14 protein-coding genes and 1 tRNA gene are annotated in these 14,115 nt (G+C 72.1%); 14 read left to right on the forward strand and 1 reads right to left on the reverse strand.

Features of this window, described 5'->3' with window-relative positions:
• Nucleotides 1–87: 87 nt before the first annotated feature.
• The 8 genes from HMPREF2863_RS07500 to HMPREF2863_RS07535 all read left to right on the forward strand — a co-directional run bounded on the left by HMPREF2863_RS07500 (nucleotide 88) and on the right by HMPREF2863_RS07535 (nucleotide 8,593).
• Nucleotides 88–2,040: an AMP-binding protein gene (locus HMPREF2863_RS07500; protein ID WP_070639186.1), complete on the forward strand. Its 1,953-nt coding sequence runs from the start codon at nucleotides 88–90 to the stop codon at nucleotides 2,038–2,040.
• A gap of 260 nt (nucleotides 2,041–2,300) precedes the next feature.
• Nucleotides 2,301–3,161, forward strand: a complete 861-nt coding sequence (locus tag HMPREF2863_RS07505) for a ParA family protein (protein ID WP_067191142.1) — start codon at nucleotides 2,301–2,303, stop codon at nucleotides 3,159–3,161.
• Between the two features lie 235 nt (nucleotides 3,162–3,396).
• Nucleotides 3,397–4,374, forward strand: a complete 978-nt coding sequence (locus tag HMPREF2863_RS07510) for a pseudouridine synthase (RefSeq protein WP_067191127.1) — start codon at nucleotides 3,397–3,399, stop codon at nucleotides 4,372–4,374.
• A complete protein-coding gene (locus tag HMPREF2863_RS07515) occupies nucleotides 4,371–5,525 on the forward strand; it encodes a prephenate dehydrogenase (protein WP_067191128.1) in 1,155 nt (384 codons plus the stop codon). Before HMPREF2863_RS07510 ends, HMPREF2863_RS07515 begins: the two co-directional genes overlap by 4 nt.
• A 1-nt stretch (nucleotide 5,526) precedes the next feature.
• The gene (cmk, locus tag HMPREF2863_RS07520; protein ID WP_082739981.1) at nucleotides 5,527–6,315 is read left to right on the forward strand and encodes a (d)CMP kinase; all 789 of its coding nucleotides are present in this window, start codon (nucleotides 5,527–5,529) and stop codon (nucleotides 6,313–6,315) included.
• Between the two features lie 83 nt (nucleotides 6,316–6,398).
• The gene (der, locus tag HMPREF2863_RS07525) at nucleotides 6,399–7,850 is read left to right on the forward strand and encodes a ribosome biogenesis GTPase Der (RefSeq protein WP_082739983.1); all 1,452 of its coding nucleotides are present in this window, start codon (nucleotides 6,399–6,401) and stop codon (nucleotides 7,848–7,850) included.
• Between the two features lie 73 nt (nucleotides 7,851–7,923).
• A complete protein-coding gene (locus HMPREF2863_RS07530; protein WP_141756390.1) occupies nucleotides 7,924–8,379 on the forward strand; it encodes a DUF4825 domain-containing protein in 456 nt (151 codons plus the stop codon).
• 140 nt (nucleotides 8,380–8,519) lie between these two features.
• Nucleotides 8,520–8,593, forward strand: a tRNA-Pro gene (locus HMPREF2863_RS07535).
• Nucleotides 8,594–8,688: 95 nt separating this feature from the next.
• On the opposite strand, the gene HMPREF2863_RS07540 is transcribed toward HMPREF2863_RS07535, so the two are convergent.
• On the reverse strand, nucleotides 8,689–9,210 hold the full coding sequence (locus HMPREF2863_RS07540) for an adenine phosphoribosyltransferase (RefSeq protein WP_070639191.1): 522 nt from the start codon (nucleotides 9,208–9,210) through the stop codon (nucleotides 8,689–8,691).
• A 125-nt stretch (nucleotides 9,211–9,335) separates the two neighbouring features.
• Here HMPREF2863_RS07540 and HMPREF2863_RS07545 point away from each other — a divergent pair, with 125 nt between their 5' ends.
• From HMPREF2863_RS07545 to HMPREF2863_RS07570, 6 genes are all read left to right on the forward strand, one after another.
• Nucleotides 9,336–10,829, forward strand: coding sequence for a peptide MFS transporter (locus tag HMPREF2863_RS07545; protein WP_070639193.1), 1,494 nt, complete (start codon nucleotides 9,336–9,338; stop codon nucleotides 10,827–10,829).
• 173 nt (nucleotides 10,830–11,002) lie between these two features.
• Nucleotides 11,003–11,389, forward strand: coding sequence for a glycine cleavage system protein GcvH (gcvH, locus tag HMPREF2863_RS07550; RefSeq protein WP_070639195.1), 387 nt, complete (start codon nucleotides 11,003–11,005; stop codon nucleotides 11,387–11,389).
• Between the two features lie 84 nt (nucleotides 11,390–11,473).
• Nucleotides 11,474–11,917, forward strand: coding sequence for an FHA domain-containing protein (locus HMPREF2863_RS07555; protein ID WP_067188717.1), 444 nt, complete (start codon nucleotides 11,474–11,476; stop codon nucleotides 11,915–11,917).
• Nucleotides 11,918–12,011: 94 nt separating this feature from the next.
• Nucleotides 12,012–12,689, forward strand: a complete 678-nt coding sequence (locus HMPREF2863_RS07560) for a transcriptional regulator FtsR (RefSeq protein ID WP_245232090.1) — start codon at nucleotides 12,012–12,014, stop codon at nucleotides 12,687–12,689.
• Entirely contained in the window at nucleotides 12,686–13,162 is a 477-nt protein-coding gene (locus tag HMPREF2863_RS07565; protein WP_067188715.1) for a bifunctional nuclease family protein, read from the forward strand. Before HMPREF2863_RS07560 ends, HMPREF2863_RS07565 begins: the two co-directional genes overlap by 4 nt.
• Before the next feature lie 260 nt (nucleotides 13,163–13,422).
• Entirely contained in the window at nucleotides 13,423–14,004 is a 582-nt protein-coding gene (locus HMPREF2863_RS07570; protein ID WP_067188714.1) for a MerR family transcriptional regulator, read from the forward strand.
• Nucleotides 14,005–14,115 lie beyond the last annotated feature (111 nt).

Here is a 14,115-nt window from a genome sequence, read left to right on the forward strand (position 1 = left end):
GGCCACCGGGGTCATTTCCCTGTCGCATGGAGAAAATGTATACATCGAACCTTGTTCGTGTGTGAGTGGGGACACTACGATCAGGGTATGGCGACTCATGATGCTTCCACCACCCCCACGGCCGGCGCGTACGCCGAGGCGCACGCCCGGTCTCTGTCCGATCCGGACGGCTTCTGGCTGGAGGCCGCCCAGGCCATCGACTGGACGACCCCGCCCACCTCGGCCGTCGACGACTCCGACGCGCCCCTGTACCGCTGGTTCCCCGACGGCGTGATGAACACCGCCTACAACTGCCTGGACCGCCACGTCGCAGCCGGCCGCGGGGACGCCGTCGCGCTCGTCCACGACTCCGCCATGACCGGCGAGGTCACCGAGTACACCTACGCGCAGCTCACCGAGAAGGTCGCCGCGGTCGCCGGTGCGCTGGCCGCCGAGGGGGTCGGCAAGGGGGACCGCGTCCTGGTCTATCTGCCGATGATCGCCGAGGCTCCCATCGCCATGCTGGCCTGTGCCCGCCTGGGCGCCGTCCATTCCGTGGTGTTCGGCGGCTTCGCCCCCAAGGAGCTGGCCGCCCGCATCGACGACGCCGCCCCGGACGTGGTCCTCACCTGCTCCGGCGGCATCGAGCCCCGCCGCCGTGTGGAGTACCTGCCGGCCGTGGCCGAGGCCCTCGAGGAGGCGGGGCACACCGTCCGCACCGTGCTGGTGCACCACCGCGACGGCTTCCAGACCGCTCTGGCCGACGTCGCCGACCGCGGCGGCGCCGCCTGGAAGGACTGGGGCGAGGCCGTGGACGCCGCCGAGCCGGCCGCCCCCGTGGACGTGAAGGCCACCGACCCGCTCTACGTGCTCTACACCTCCGGCACCACCGGCAAGCCCAAGGGCGTCGTCCGGGACAACGGCGGCCACGCCGTGGCGCTGCGCTGGACCATGGAGAACATCTACGACGTGGGCCCGGGCGAGGTCATGTTCACGGCCTCGGACGTGGGCTGGGTCGTGGGCCACTCGTACATCGTGTACGCCCCGCTGCTGGCCGGTGCCACCACCGTCCTCTACGAGGGCAAGCCGGTGGGCACCCCGGACGCCGGCGCGTTCTGGCGCGTGATCTCCCAGCACGGGGTGAAGTCCTTCTTCACCGCCCCCACCGCTCTGCGCGCCATCCGCCGCGCGGACCCGGACGGCGAGCTGAAGGACCAGTACGACATCTCCTGCCTGAAGACCCTCTACGCGGCGGGCGAGCGGCTGGACCCCGAGACCCAGAAGTGGGCGGAAGGGCTGCTGCAGATCCCGGTGGTCGACCACTGGTGGCAGACCGAGACGGGCTGGGCCATCGCCGCCAACCCGGTGGGCCTTGAGCTGCTGCCGGTGAAGACCGGTTCGGCCTCGGTCCCGTCACCGGGCTACGACCTGGTCGTGCTGGACGGCATGGGCGAACCGGTGGAGGCAGGGGTGGAGGGCAACATCGCCGTCCGCCTGCCGATGCCCCCGGGCGCCCTGCAGAGCCTGTGGGGCGACGACCAGCGCTTCATCGACTCCTACCTGTCCGCGTTCGAAGGCCACTACGCCACCGGTGACTCCGGCATCGTGGACGACGACGGCTACGTGTTCGTCCTGGGCCGCACGGACGACGTCATCAACGTCTCCGGCCACCGTCTGTCCACCGGCGTGCTCGAAGCCGCACTCGCCACGCACCCGGCGGTCGCCGAGTGCTGCGTGATCGGTGTTGCCGACGACTTCAAGGGACAGCGTCCCTCCGGCTACGTGGTCCTCAAGTCCGGCGTGGCAGCTCCCGACCCCGGATCACAGGAGGAGACCAGGCTCTTCGACGAGCTCACAGCGGCCGTCCGCCGCGGCGTGGGCCCCGTGGCCGACTTCCGCGACGTGGCGATCGTGGATGCCCTGCCGAAGACCCGCTCCGGCAAGATCCTGCGCAAGACCATGCGGCAGATGGCCGACGGCGAGGAGTACACCGTGCCCTCGACCATCGAGGACGCCTCGGTGCTCGAGGACCTGAAGTCGTTGCTCTCTCCGCGCGGCTGACAGGCCACCGGCTCGTCGGGGAGCGTGGGGGACGCGGCCGGCGGAGGCGAGGGTCGTCGTCGTGGCCTGCGGCTTCGGCACGATCCGCGAGCAGGGTCTACTGTGGAGTCCGAGCAGAACGGCTCCGACCGCCCCCGGCACCGCACCGGTGCAGGAGGTGCGGAGGACGCCGCCCCAGCCACCCGCCCCGGACCGCGGCCGCGCGCCGTTCCGGGCAGAAGGAGTCGCAGCCCGTGTCGACGTACGACCCGATCCCCGTGATGACCATCAAGGGCGAGCCGGTCCTGGGCCCCACCGGACGGCCCAAGCACGACTTCCCCGAGCCGCGCCCGCTCGAGGGCCATGGTCCGGCCCGCATCATCTCGATGGTGAACCAGAAGGGCGGCGTCGGGAAGACGACCTCCACCATCAACCTCGGTGCGGCCCTGGCCGGCTACGGCCGCCGCGTGCTCATGGTGGACTTCGACCCCCAGGGAGCCCTCTCCGCAGGGCTCGGCACCAGCCCCCACGAGCTCGACGTCACCGTCTACAACGTGCTCATGGAGCGGAAGACCTCGGCCAAGGATGCGATCCTCGAGACCGAGTTCGAGAACATGGACCTGCTGCCGGCGAACATCGACCTGTCCGCCGCCGAGGTGCAGCTCGTCAACGAGGTCGCCCGCGAGCAGGTGCTCGAGCGAGCCCTGCGCCAGGTGCGGGACGAGTACGACGTCATCCTCATCGACTGCCAGCCGTCCCTCGGCCTGCTCACCGTCAACGCCCTGACCGCCTCCCACGGCGTGATCATCCCGCTGACCGCCGAGTTCTTCGCCCTGCGCGCCGTGGCGCTGCTGGTGGAGACCATCGAGAAGGTCCAGGACCGCCTCAACCCGGACCTGGAGATCGACGGCGTGCTGGCCACCATGTTCGACCAGCGCACCCTCCACTCCAAGGAAGTCGTGGGCTCGCTCGTGGCCGGCTTCGGGGACAAGGTCTTCGAGACCGTCATCAAGCGCTCCATCAAGTTCGCCGACGCCACCGTGGCCGCCGCCCCGATCACGCAGTTCGCCGAGAACCACGACGGCGCCAAGGCCTACCGGCAGCTCGCCCGCGAGCTCATCTGCCGCGGCGGGGCGCCGTGACCGGCTGAGCCGCCGCCGGGCGGGCCGAAGCTCACACCGGCGAGACCGCGACGGGCGCGCGACGATCTGCGAGAATGGCAGTTCGACGTGCGCCCGACGCGCGTCCGGGGCCCGGCGGCCGACGCCGCGGCGCCCCCACCGACACCACCGCCCGCAGCCTGTGCCCACGGCCGACGAGACCGGCCGACTGCGCCGCGCCGAGCGAGCGGACGAACCAGGAAGGACCACGACTCCCATGAACTCCCGCAAGCCGCGAGGCTCCGGACGAACCCCTGCCGTCGGCAAGCGCGGCGGCCCGTTCCAGGAGCGTGACTTCCAGCGTCAGATCGGCGCCCGCAAGGGCGCGGGGAGGAAGGGCGGTCCCCGTCGCCGCGACGAGCCGACCCCGGACTTCTACGACGAGGCTCCGCGCACCCGCCGCACCCGCCGCGGCAAGGGCGCCGGCGCCGCCCGCGCGGCGGAGCAGAACCTCGGCCGCATCCACCACGAGGACGGGGAGCGCCTGCAGAAGGTCATGGCGGCCGCCGGAGTCGCCTCCCGCCGCGTCTGCGAGGACCTCATCGCCGAGGGCCGCGTGGAGGTGGACGGCGTCATCGTCACCGAACCCGGCCTGCGCGTGGACCCCAAGACCTCCGTGATCCGCGTGGACGGCATCTCCGTGCAGACCGACGTGGCCAAGCAGTACCTCGTCTTCAACAAGCCGCGCGGCGTCATCTCCACCATGGTGGACCCGGACGGCCGGCCGTCCATCGCCACCTACCTCAAGTCCGGCCAGGAGCACCTCTTCCACGTGGGACGCCTGGACAACGACACCGAGGGCCTGCTGGTCCTCACCAACGACGGCGAGCTCGCCAACCGCCTGCTGCACCCCTCCTACGAGGTGCCGAAGACCTACCTGGTCCAGGTCAAGGGGCCGCTGCCCAAGGGCGTCTCCAACCAGCTGCGGGCCGGAGTGGAGCTGGAGGACGGACCGGCCAAGGTCGACTCGTTCAAGCTCGTGGACTCCACCCCGGGCCACGTGCTCGTGGAGGTCGTCCTGCACTCCGGCAAGAACCGCATCGTCCGCCGCATGTTCGACGCCGTCGGCCACCCGGTCGAGCGCCTCGTGCGTGTGAAGATCGGCCCGATCCTGCTCGGCGACCAGAAGCAGGGCTCCGTCCGCGTCATGAACGCCCAGGAGCTCGGCCACCTCAAGGCGATGGTGGGCCTGTGAGCACGGCCGGTCCTGCGGCGCTGCCGCAGCCGGTGCTGGTGCGCGGCACCGGCCTGCTCGGCACCTCGATCGGCCTCGCCCTGCGCGGCAGCGGCGTCGAGGTGCTCCTGCACGACCCGTCCCCGTCCGCGCTCGCCGTGGCCCGGGACATCGGCGCCGGTCGGGCCGTGGAGCTCGAGGGGGACGTCGCCGGGGCCGGTGCTGGCGAGGGCACGGACGTGACGACGCCGGGCACGGTCGTCGTCGCCGCGCCGCCGGACGTGGCCGGCCGTGTGGCCGTGGACTCGCTGCTCCGCTGGCCCGAGGCCGTGGTCATGGACATCGCGTCCGTGAAGGCGAGCGTGCAGACGGACGTGCGTGCCGCCGTCGAGAAGGGGCTGCTCTCCGCGGAGTCGGCGAGCCGCTACGTGGGCACCCACCCGATGGCCGGACGAGAGCGGTCCGGCCCCGTCGCCGCCCGCGGCACCCTGTTCACCGCCGCGCCCTGGGTCGTCTGCGCCGAACCGGACACCGCTGCCGAGGCGGTCGCGGCCGCTGAGGCGCTCGCGGCCTTGACCGGCGCCACGGTGCACACGATGGACGCGGGGGAGCACGACGCCTCCGTCGCCCTGATCTCGCACCTGCCCCAGGTGGCGGCCTCGCTCGTGGCCTCCCGGCTGCAGCAGACCCCGGCCGCCTCGCTGGCCCTGGCGGGCAACGGCCTGCGGGACACCACGCGCATCGCGGCCTCCGACCCGCAGCTGTGGGTGCAGATCCTCGCCGGCAACGCCACGCGCCTGGTGGAGATCCTCCACGGGGTCCGCGCGGACCTGGACCGGCTGATCGGCACCCTCGAGGCCCCGGACGCCCCCGGTGCGCGGCTCGACATCGCCCAGCTGATCGCCGAGGGCAACGCGGGCCAGGCCCGGATCCCCGGCAAGCACGGCGCCCCTCCGCAGGCCTTCGCCGTGGTGACGGTCGTCGTGGACGACACCCCCGGACAGATCGCCGCGGTCCTGCAGGCCACCGGCGACGCCGGAGTCAACGTGGAGGACCTGCGCATGGACCACGCCTCGGGACACGAGGTGGGCATGCTGGAGATCTCCGTGCTGCCCGGCCGCCGCGAGGAGCTGACGGCCGCCCTGACCGAACGCGGATGGAAGGTGGTCTGAGATGACCGAGAACCCGAACCCCACCCCGAGCCCGGCCGTGGACGGCGTCGTCGACGTCACCGGGACTCCGACCGACGTCGCGCCCGTGGCCTCCGGCCGCCTGGTGGTGGCCGTGGACGGCCCGTCCGGCTCCGGCAAGTCCTCGGTGTCCAAGCAGGTGGCCCGCTCCCTCGGGGCCGTCTACCTGGACACCGGCGCCATGTACCGCGCCGCAGCCTGGCACTGCGTCAACGAGGGCGTGGACCTCGACGACGCCGACGCCGTCACCGAGGCCGTGCGCGGCATGGAGCTGACCCAGTCCACCGATCCGGACTCCGAGCACATCGCCGTCGGCGGCCACGACGTCACCGAGGCCATCCGCACCCCCGAGGTCACCGCCGTCGTGTCCCGCGTCGCCGGCGTCATCCCCGTGCGCGAGATCCTGCAGGGCCGCCAGCGCGCGGAGATCGAGCGCGCCGGCCGCATCGTGGCCGAGGGCCGCGACGTCACCACGGTGGTGGCCCCGGACGCCGAGGCCCGCGTGCTGCTGACCGCCTCCGAACAGGTCCGCATGGCCCGCCGCTCCGGACAGCTCGCCGCAGCCGCCTCCGGCGTGGACGCTGAGACCCTCAAGGCGCAGGTCGCCGGACGCGACCGCACCGACTCCGCCCACTCCAGCTTCGAGCGCCCCGCCGACGGTGTGACCCTTGTGGACTCCTCGGAGCTGGACTTCGACCAGACCGTCGCGGCCGTCCTGGCCGCCGTGCAGCTGCAGGCCGGAGCCCCGGCCGTGGAAGGACACCGCCCGTGAGAGAGAACGACAGGACCCTGCCCGACGAGGGCCAGGACTACATCCCCGAGCACGAGGACCAGGTCGCCGAGCGCCTGGCCTCCATGACCGAGGAGGAGACCGACGCCCGCGCCGCCTCCCTGCGCGCCGGCCTCGAGGACTACGACCTGGACGAGGACGACGCCTCCCTCCTCACCGGCTGGGACGACGAGACCGACGACGTCACGGACGCGCCGGTTCCGCCGGTCCTGGCGATCGTGGGCCGCCCGAACGTCGGCAAGTCCACGCTGGTCAACCGCATCATCGGCCGCCGCGAGGCCGTGGTGGAGGACGTCCCCGGCGTCACCCGTGACCGCGTCTCCTACGAGGCCGAGTGGAACGGCCGCGTGTTCACCGTGGTGGACACCGGTGGCTGGGAGCACGACGCCAAGGGCATCCACAAGCGCGTGGCCGAGCAGGCCGAGCTCGCCGTGGACGTCGCCGACGCCGTGGTCTTCGTCGTGGACGCCACGGTGGGCATGACCGCCACCGACGAGGCCGTGGTGACCATGCTCCGCCGCAAGGCACGCCCGGTGATCGTGGCCGCCAACAAGGTGGACGACGCCATGCAGGAGGCCGACGCCGCCGAGCTGTGGTCCCTGGGCTTCGGCTACCCGTACCCGGTGTCGGCCATCCACGGCCGCGGCACCGCAGACCTGCTGGACGCCGCCCTGGAGGAGCTTCCGGAGCAGTCCGCCTACGGTGGCCTCGTGCCGCGCGGCGGCCCACGCCGGATCGCGCTGATCGGCCGTCCGAACGTGGGCAAGTCCTCCCTGCTGAACAAGCTGGCAGGCTCCGATCGCGTGGTGGTGGACGACCTGGCCGGCACCACCCGCGACCCGGTGGACGAGCTCGTGGAGCTCGGCGGCCGCCTGTGGCGCTTCGTTGACACCGCGGGCATCCGCCGCCGCCAGCACATGGCCCACGGCTCGGACTACTACGCCTCCCTGCGCACCGCGTCCGCCCTGGACCGCGCCGAGGTGGCCGTGGTGCTCCTCGAGGCGAACCAGGTGATCTCCGAGCAGGACGTGCGCATCGTCCAGATGGCGCTGGAGTCCGGCCGTGCCCTTGTGCTGGCCTACAACAAGTGGGACCAGGTGGACGAGGACCGCCGCCACGACCTCGAGCGGGAGATCGAGCGGGACCTGGCCCACGTGGCCTGGGCCCCGCGCGTGAACATCTCGGCGAAGACCGGCTGGCACAAGGACCGCCTGGTCCCGGCGCTGGAGACCGCCCTGGAGTCCTGGGAGACCCGCATTCCGACCGGCAAGCTCAACGCTTTCCTCGGTGAGCTGGTGGCGGCCCACCCGCATCCGCTGCGCGGCGGCAAGCAGCCCCGCATCCTGTTCGCCACCCAGGTCTCCTCCCGCCCGCCGAAGTTCGTGCTCTTCACCACCGGCTTCCTGGACCCGGGCTACCGCCGCTTCATCATCCGCCGCCTGCGCGAGACCTTCGGCTTCGAGGGCACCCCGGTCGAGATCGGCATGCGCGTGCGGGAGAAGCGCGGCCGCCGCTGAGCCGGCGCCGGACCGGGCCCGAAGGCCCGGTGGCTTCCCGACGACGGCCAGGATGTCCGCCTACGATGTCGCCATGACCGCTGCCCACCGCCGACACCGTCCCGCCGTCCTCCTCGCCGCTGCGGCGCTCGCCGTGGGCGGCGGGCTGACCGGCTGCGCCCAGATCGATCAGCTGACCGACAGGGCGGACGAGGCCCGGGCCTCGCTGCAGGGCCTGGAGGAGATGAGCCGGCAGACGCTGGAGCAGTTCGACTGGTCGAGCCTGGACGAGTACAGGGGCACCTGGCTGGGAGACGCCAGCGAGGTCACCGAGATGTTCCGTCGGATGCCCGGTGCCGAGGACATCCAGGACTTCCATATCAAGGGCGACCAGGGCGTCCTCGAGGTCCGGTACAAGGACGAGGCGTTGAAGGCCGACCCGGCCGTGCTGGAGCAGACGCTGCGCGAGCAGGCGGAGCAGGCGAGGCAGCGCATCAGGAACCTGGAACAGGTCGAGTTCAAGGTCGGGGACGAGACGTACACGTTCTGAGCCCGGCCCGAGGCTGCGCCGCGGGCGACGCCTCTTCCCGGCGGGCGACGGGCAGTGGCCTGAACGTGATTCCTGGGACGGCGCGCTCATGCTGTATGGTGTTCCAGTGCCGTTCCGGCAGCGATGCCGGTACGACATCTCGGGCATTGGCGCAGCTTGGTAGCGCGCTTGACTGGGGGTCAAGAGGTCGTGGGTTCAAATCCCGCATGCCCGACCCGCTGAAACCCGCGAGATCATCATGATCTCGCGGGTTTCGTCGTCTCGGAGGCGGTGCGGCGCGACCGCCGGGCGCGGCCAACCGTGCCGGTCTCAGCCGGCGAAGACGGCGTGCACGTCTGGCACGCGGGACCGGCCGCCGAGGGAGGGGATCTCCAGCAGCACGGCGCTGCCGGCCACCTCGCAGCCGATCGAGCGCAGCACCTCGTGGGCGGCGCTGAGGGTGCCGCCGGTGGCGAGCACGTCGTCCAGGACGAGCACCCGGCTGCCGGGGGCCACGTCCGCCTGGACCTCGACGGTCGCCTGCCCGTACTCGAGGTCGTAGGAGGCCTCGGCGGCCGGGCGGGGGAGCTTGCCGGCCTTCCGGATCGGGACCATGCCGACGTCGGCGACCATCGCGGCCGCGCCGGCGAGCAGGAAGCCGCGGGCCTCGAGCCCGGCGACCACGTCGAACCGGCCCATGAACGGCGCGAGCATCTCCTTCACGCAGGAGCGCAGGGCCACCGGGTCGGTGAGCAGCGGCATGACGTCCTGGAACACGACCCCCTCTTCGGGAAAGTCCGGGACAGGGGCGATCAGGCTGCGGGCGCGGGTGAGGTCTCGGTACTGCGGCACTCGGACACCCTACGTGCGCGGGCGCGGACCCTGAACGGAGTGTGGGAATTCTCACCGACGGATCTGCGACACTCCGGCCGAGGCCGTTGCCCCGGAACGTGAAGGAGAGCACACTGCGGCCGGTGATGACACCGAACGACAGTGCGACGACCCCGTCGCCAGAGTCCCCGACCGCCGCCGGCACGACCGGCGAGACCAAGACCTTCCTCGGCCAGCCGCGCCAGCTGGCCAACCTGTTCTCCGTGGAGATGTGGGAGCGTTTCTCCTTCTACGGCATGCAGGTCATGCTCGTGTACTACATGAGCTGGGAGTTCACCCGCGGCGGCCTGGGCATGGACGAGGCCGTCGCCACCGGCATCGTGGGCGCCTACGGCGGCCTCGTGTACGTGTTCTGCATCCTCGGCGGCTGGGTGGCCGACCGCCTGCTGGGCTCCGAGCGGACCATGTTCTACTCCGCCGTGCTCATCATGTTCGGCCACATCGCCCTGGCCCTCGTGCCGGGCTACGCCGGACTGGCGCTCGGCCTGGCCCTCGTGGCCGTCGGCTCCGGCGGCCTGAAGGCGAACGCCGCCAACCTGGTGGGCGCCCTGTACTCCCGTGAGGACCCGCGCCGCGACGCCGGCTTCTCCATCTTCTACATGGGTGTGAACGTCGGCGCCCTCATCGGCCCGCTCGTCACCGGCGCCGCCCGCGAGGCCTGGGGCTTCCACGTCGGCTTCGGCCTGGCCGCCGTCGGCATGGCGATCGGCCTGGTCCAGTACGCCGTCGCCCGCCGCTCCCTGCCGCGCGAGGTGCACGCCGTCCCGGACCGCCTGCCCCGCTCCGCCTACGGCCGCACCGCCCTGGTCGCGGTGATCGCCCTGGCCGTGGTGGCCGTCCTCTTCGCCACCGGTGTGCTGAACATCGGGAACCTCGCCGACGCCGTGGTCGTGGTGGCCGCCGTCGCCGCCGTGGCGATCTTCGCGGTGATGCTGCGCTCGGACAAGGTCAGCGCGGCCGAGCGCTCCCGCGTGAAGGCGTTCATCCCGCTGTTCATCGGCTCCGCCGTCTTCTTCGCCCTGTTCCAGCAGCAGTTCACTGTGATCGCCATCTATTCGGAGCAGCGCCTGGACCGCAGCGTGTTCGGCTGGGACATCCCGATGGAGTGGGTGAACTCGATCAACCCGATCTTCATCATCGTGTTCGCCCCGCTGTTCGCCGCCCTGTGGACGAAGCTGGGCCGCCGCCAGCCGGTCACCCCGGCCAAGTTCGGCCTGGGCCTGATCGCCATCGGCGTGGCCTTCCTGCTGTTCATCCCGATGGCCCCGGTGGCCGCGGTCCCGCTGCTGTGGCTGACCCTGATCCTGTTCGTGGCCACGGTCGGCGAGCTGCTGGTCTCCCCGGTGGGCCTGTCCCTGTCCACGAAGCTGGCCCCGGCCGCGTTCCCGGTGCTCATGGTGGCCCTCTACAACCTCTCCGTGGCGCTCGGCACCGCCGCGGCCGGCTCGCTGGCCGGCTCCTACTCGCCGGACAACGAGGCCGCCTACTTCGGCGTCATCGGCGCCGTGACCGTGGGTGTGGGCGTGCTGATGCTCCTGGTGGTCAAGCCGGTCCACCGCGCCATGCGCGGCATCGACTGACCCGGTCGGAGCCGTCTTCCGTCCGTCCTTCCCGACGACGGCCCCGTGCCCCCGGTGCGCCGCGCACCGGGGGCGCGGTGCGTCCGGGGGAGACCGAGGCGTGGAACGCGTCACATCTCCGTTAGTATGTGCAGTGACATCGCCGTCCGTCGACTGAGACAGGAGACACCGCCATGACCGCCATTCCCGAGGGCCTGAAGTACTCCGCCGAGCACGAGTGGATCGCCGAGGCCTCAGCCACCGGCACCGTGCGCATCGGCATCACCGACTTCGCGCAGGACGCCCTGGGCGACGTCGTCTACGTCGACCTGCCGGAGGTCGGCTCGGACGTGGAGTCCGGGTCCGCCGTGGGGGAGGTCGAGTCCACCAAGTCCGTCTCGGACATCTTCGCCCCGGTGTCCGGCAAGGTCACCGCCGTCAACGAGGATCTCGACGGCGAGCCGGGCCTGGTCAACACCGCCCCGTATGAGGGCGGCTGGCTGTTCGAGGTCGAGCTGTCCGACGCGTCCGAGATGGACGCCCTCATGGACGCCGCCGCCTACACCGCACAGGTCGGCTGACGACGGCGACCACGTCATCCGCCGCAGGAAGCGGCCGTCCCGCCCCGAGCGACTCGGGGCCTTCATCAGGAGTCGAGACACACCATGCAGGAGCACCACTCTCCGGCCGGGGCCGGCCGCGAGCCTGAGGCCCACACCACGAGCATCAGCCTCCCGGACCTGGCTCCGGTGACCGATCACAGCCTGTCCGGTGAGGAGCGCGAGGCGATCGCCGCGCTGCCCATGGACTCGGCGCTGCTGGTCGCCCACGAGGGCCCGGACCACGGGGCACGCTTCCTGCTGGACGAAGACGTCGTGCGGGTCGGCCGCCATCCGGATGCCGACATCTTCCTGGACGACGTCACCGTGTCCCGACGCCACGCGGAATTCCGCCGCTCCGAGCAGGGCTACGAGCTGGTGGACAGCAATTCGCTGAACGGCACGTTCGTGAACCAGGACCGTGTGGACCAGGTGCAGATGCGCACTGGAATGCAGGTCCAGATCGGCAAGTTCCGGATGACCTACTACACGGCCCCCGGCCGCGCCTGAGGCCACGGACGCCGTGCAGGCAGACGTCCCGCGCACGTCACGACGCCCCCGAGAGGACTCGGGGGCGTCGCCGTCCACGCTCACGATCGGCGAGGTGCTGACGGAGCTGCAGGACGAGTTCCCCCGGGTGGCGGCCTCCAAGCTGCGCTTCCTCGAGGAGCGCGGCCTGGTCCACCCGGCGCGCACCCCGGCCGGGTACCGTAAGTTCACGGCAGACGACGTGGCGCGGCTCCGCTTCGTCCTCACCGTCCAGAGGGACCAGTTCCTCCCGCTGAAGGTGATCCGCGAACACCTGGACGCCCTGGACCGGGGCGAGCGGCCGGAGCCGCTGCCCGGCGGGCACACCCTGGACGCCCGGCGAGCCGGCGCCACACCCTCCGAGCCGACCGCCCGCCGGCTCACCGGGGACGAGCTCTGCGCCGCCCACGGGCTGACCCCGGCCGCCCTGGCCGAGATGGAGCGGTACGCGCTGCTCCCGGCGCCGGATGCCGAGGGCCGCTACCCGGAGAACGCCTCGGACGTGGTGGCCGCCGTGGCCACCCTCGCCGAGCACGGCCTGGAACCGCGCCACCTCCGGCCCGTCCGTGCCGCCGCAGACCGCGAGCTCGGCCTCGTGCAGCAGGTCGTGGCCCCGCTGGCCACGCGCCGGGACGAGGACTCCCGCGCCCGCACCGCAGAGACGGCCCGCCGGCTCGGCGAGGCCATGCTCTCCCTGCACTCCGCGCTCGTGGAGGACGGGGTCTCCGCCCTCGCCGAGGGGCCGCGCCGATGAGTGCTCCCGACGACGTCCCCCTCACTGTCCTGGGAGTCCGGGTGGACCTGCCCGCCCAGAACCACGCCCTGCTGCTGCTCACTCCGGCGGGGGACCGGGTGGTCCCCGTGTGGGTGGGAGCCGCTGAGGCCACCGCGGTGGCGCTCGTCCTGGACGACGTCCCCCCGCCGCGTCCGCTCACCCACGACCTGTTGCTGTCCGCCGTGCGGGCACTGGGCGGCACCGTCTCCTGCGCCCGCCTCACCGGAACCGAGGGCGAAACCGTGCTCGGCGAGCTCGTGCTCGCCGACGGCACCGTGCTGGACGCGCGCCCCTCGGACGCCGTGGCCGTGGCGCTGCGGGCCGAGGCCCCCGTGCTCGCCCCGCCGGCCGTGGTCGAGGAGCTGGGCGTGCCCGCGCAGGAGCATGACACCGACGACCTGGAGTCCTTCCGCCGCTTCCTCGACGACGTGGACCCGGAGGACTTCGCCTGAGCCGAGCCCGTGTGCACAGGGCGGGGACGGCGGAGGCACGGGCCGTCGTCGTGCCCCTGCGGGCGGCCGCCGGCCGGCGACACGCCGGTTCGTGCGGGCGGCAGGTCTTTGACCGGGGACGCCCGGGACCGTACCTTCATGGAGAAGGGTTCCGCGCCGCCGGCGGCCCACCCTGTCCCTCCACGGTCACCGGAGGGCGGGGCCCGAGACGTCGGCACCCACTTCCCCCGAAGCGGAACCGAGACCAGGAGGGCTCACTCGTGACACCCCATGCAGGTTCTGGTCGGCCCGCACCGGTCGGCTCCCACCAAGGCATCCTCTTCACCGACGACATGCCGCAGCTGGACGAAGAGGCCGGCTACCGCGGCCCGACCGCGTGCAAGGCCGCCGGCATCACCTACCGGCAGCTCGACTACTGGGCGCGCACCGACCTCGTCGTGCCCACGGTGCGCACGGCCGCCGGCTCCGGCTCCCAACGCCTCTACTCGTTCCGCGACATCCTCGTGCTCAAGGTCGTCAAGCGGCTGCTGGACACCGGCGTCTCGCTGCAGCAGATCCGCACCGCCGTCGGCCACCTGCGCGAGCGCGGTGTGGAGGACCTCGCCCAGATCACCCTGATGAGCGACGGTGCCTCCGTGTACGAGTGCACCTCCGCCGACGAGGTCATCGACCTGGTCCAGGGCGGTCAGGGCGTCTTCGGCATCGCCGTGGGCCGGGTGTGGCGCGAGGTCGAGGGCACCCTCGCCGAGCTGCCCAGCGAGCACCTCCCGCAGGCCGAGCAGTTCCCCGGCGACGAGCTCTCCGCCCGCCGTCGCGCACGCCGCCAGCAGAGCGCCTCCTGACCCGCTGAGGCCGGGTGCGTCCGGCCCTGTCGCCCACGTCACCGCGCGAACGTGACGGGGCAGTCTCATGCCCGCGTGAACCCAGCGAGACATGCAGATGCACGTCCAGAT

The organism is Micrococcus sp. HMSC067E09 (genome assembly GCF_001812555.1).
In the GTDB taxonomy this organism is placed as follows: domain Bacteria; phylum Actinomycetota; class Actinomycetes; order Actinomycetales; family Micrococcaceae; genus Micrococcus; species Micrococcus lylae.